This window comes from Micrococcus sp. ACRRV (assembly GCF_022346985.1).
GTDB classification, from domain to species: Bacteria; Actinomycetota; Actinomycetes; order Actinomycetales; family Micrococcaceae; genus Micrococcus; species Micrococcus porci.
Window position 1 is genome coordinate 1 of record NZ_JAKRNH010000194.1, and the last position, 1,645, is coordinate 1,645.

The 1,645-nt window shown below is 75.2% G+C and carries 2 protein-coding genes; both read right to left on the minus strand.

Annotated features, from left to right (window positions below; all coding sequences use genetic code 11):
• Positions 1-21 precede the first annotated feature (21 nt).
• Positions 22-624, minus strand: coding sequence for a VTT domain-containing protein (locus MHY29_RS12025; RefSeq protein WP_239241540.1), 603 nt, complete (start codon positions 622-624; stop codon positions 22-24).
• Positions 621-1,645: pseudouridine synthase (locus tag MHY29_RS12030; RefSeq protein WP_239241551.1), on the minus strand; the 1,025-nt coding region annotated here is incomplete at its 5' end. The genes MHY29_RS12030 and MHY29_RS12025, both read right to left, overlap by 4 nt.

A 1,645-nucleotide genomic window follows, 5' to 3' on the forward strand; every position in this document is an offset into this window, starting at 1 on the left:
GTGCGTCGTCGTCCTGCGAGGTCATGCCCCCTCCTTCCCACGTCGGCGCCAGGCGATCACGGCGGCGACGGCCGCCCCCAGAAGCGTACCCAAGACGACGCCCACGACCGCCGACGCCCACCACGGCAGCCCCGTCGCGCTGCCGGTGATCCACCCGAGCCCCACCATGTACACGCTCCAGGCCAGCGAGCCCGTCCCCGACAGCCAGAGGAACGGGCGCCAGCGGACCCCGGCCACGCCCGCCGCGGCCATCGAGGCGGTGCGCCCGCCGGAGACGAAGCGCAGCACGAACAGCCCCGCCAGCGACGACGCCGGCCCCGCCTTCTCCATGAGGTGGCGGATCCCGGCGTGGACGGCGCGGCCCCAGCCCCACCGGTCCAGGACGGAGGTGAGCCGGTGCCGGAACAGGGCGTAGAGGCCGACGTCCCCGGCCCAACAGCCCAGCCAGGCCGTGAGCACGGAGGTGGCCAGGCCGAGGCGCCCGGCGGCGGCCAGGGAGCCGGAGCCGATGACGAGCACCTCCGAGGGGGTCGGCGGGACGGGGGCGTCCAGGGCGACCAGCAGGAAGGTGAGCGGGTGGAACCACGGGCCGAGGCCCTCGAGGAGGGCGGTCACGTCCGTCACGCCGGACGCTCCTGAAGCTCGGCGGGGGAGACGAACTCGCGGTGCTCGCCCGTCACCGGGTCCGTGAACGCGATCGAGCGGGAGAGCAGCTGGAGCGGGCGGGCGAGGTCGTCGGGGGCGGCGTCGAGGAGGTCCGGGTAGAACGGGTCGAACGCGATCCCCAGGCCCAGCGCGGCCAGGTGGAGGCGCAGCTGGTGGGTGCGCCCCGTGCGCGGGCTCAGCCTGAAGCGCACCACGGGCGCCCCGGCCAGCGTGCCCGCCGACCGGCCCACGTCCAGCACCTCGATGCGGGTCTCCGCGTTCGCCCCCGCGTGGGAGAGGTTCGACTTCCGCGTGCGCACCCGGGCCCCCGCCGCGCGTCCGGAGGCCGCCGTCGGGATCTCCTCGGTGAGGGAGCGCAGCACCCCCTTGTCCTTGCGGATCCGGCTGCGCATCACCAGGGGGAAGCGGTCCAGCCAGGCGGCCGCGTCGTCGTCGGCATGGTCCCGAGCCGGGGGCAGCGCGGAGACGGCCTCGTAGCGCTTGGTCACCGCGCGCCGCTCGAAGAGCAGGTGGTAGGCGCCGCGGGTGGCGGGGTCGGCGGAGAACATCACGACGCCGGCGGTCGCCCGGTCGAGGCGGTGCAGGGGCACGAGGTCATCGATCCCGAGCTCGTTGCGCAGGCGCACCAGCGCGGTCTCCTGGACGAACCGGCCGCCCGGCGTGGTGGGCAGGAAGTGCGGCTTGTGGATCACCACGAGCCGCTCGTCCCGGTGGATCAGGGTGTGCTGGAAGGGCAGGGGCGCCTCATCGGGCACGTCGCGGTAGTACCAGAGGTCCTCGTGGACGCCCAGCGGCGTGGTCGGGGTGAGCGGGGAGCCGTCCCGGGCGACGACCTCGCCGCGGGCGAAGCGGGCGCGGATGCCGTCCGGGTCCACGTGGCCGAACCGGTGCAGCACGTACTCCTGCGCCGTCTCCCAGCCGGAGGCGGGCAGGCGCAGACGGGTGGCGTTGACTCCGTTGCGGGGCGGGAGGGGGGATG